The 928-nt window shown below is 65.6% G+C and carries 1 protein-coding gene; it reads left to right on the top strand.

All coding sequences use genetic code 11. The features are described 5' to 3' along the window. Nucleotides 1-138: 138 nt before the first annotated feature. Entirely contained in the window at nucleotides 139-918 is a 780-nt protein-coding gene (locus tag IEZ27_RS53425) for a transposase family protein (protein ID WP_189654318.1), read from the top strand. The last annotated feature ends 10 nt before the right edge of the window (nucleotides 919-928 follow it).

Raw genomic sequence — 928 nt, 5'->3', positions numbered from 1 at the left:
TGAGCCGTTTTCATCCCCGTGCGGTGAGTTGCTGATCACAGCATCATCGCGAGGTTGACGTTCGCCTGATGACATGGCGAAACCCCTGGTAGACGGGTTGATCACCACAATCACGTCCGCCACCACCAGGGGCCTCAGATGCTGTTCTACCGCGCTGCCGTCGATTTGTCGCGCCGAACCCTGAACTACGTCGCCGGCCTCATCCGCCGTCACCGCAAGTCCATCGGATCGACCTGGCGACTGCTCAACCCCGGACAACAGGCCCTGCTTGTACTGGTCTACCTGCGCAAAGGTGAGACGTTCCCCGAACTCGGAGCCGGGTTCGGGATCTCCACCGCGACGGCCTGGCGGTATGTGGAGGAGACAGTGACGCTGCTGTCGGCATGCTCGCCCAAACTCGGGCAGGCGCTGCGCCGGGCCAAGCAGGACGGGCTGCACTACCTGGTGCTGGACGGCACCCTGATCCACATCGACCGGATCGCCGCCGACCGGCCCTACTTCTCCGGCAAGCACCGTGTGCACGGCATGAACATCCAGGTCATCGCCTCGCCGGACGGGACGATCCTGTGGACCTCCGGCGCGCTGCCGGGCAAGGCCCACGACCTGAGCGCCGCCCGCATCTGGGGCATCCTGCGTGCACTCGAGCGGGCCGGGATCATCACGCTGGCCGACAAGGCCTATCAAGGAGCCGGAGGCCTGGTCCGCACCCCGTACAAGGGCAAGAACAAGCCCGAGTCGCAGAAGCAGGCCAACCGCGCCCACGCCAGGCTGCGCGGCCCAGGCGAGCGCGCCAACGCCCAGCTGAAGAACTGGAAGATCCTCCGGAAGCTACGTTGCAGCCCGTCCAAGGCCGGCCACCTGTGCAAGGCCATCGCCGTCCTGCAAAATCACCGAGTCGCGCAGGCGGCGCGAGGATGAAAAACGTTCA

Source organism: Nonomuraea spiralis, assembly GCF_014648435.1.
In the GTDB taxonomy this organism is placed as follows: domain Bacteria; phylum Actinomycetota; class Actinomycetes; order Streptosporangiales; family Streptosporangiaceae; genus Nonomuraea; species Nonomuraea spiralis.
Note: the sequence above shows the minus strand (reverse complement) of the source record. Positions and strands in the feature narration are given on the sequence as shown.

Bases quoted from the DNA above. Each gene is read 5' to 3' on its own strand.
- IEZ27_RS53425 (WP_189654318.1), top strand. From the start codon at position 139: ATGCTGTTCTACCGCGCTGCCGTCGATTTGTCGCGCCGAACCCTGAAC.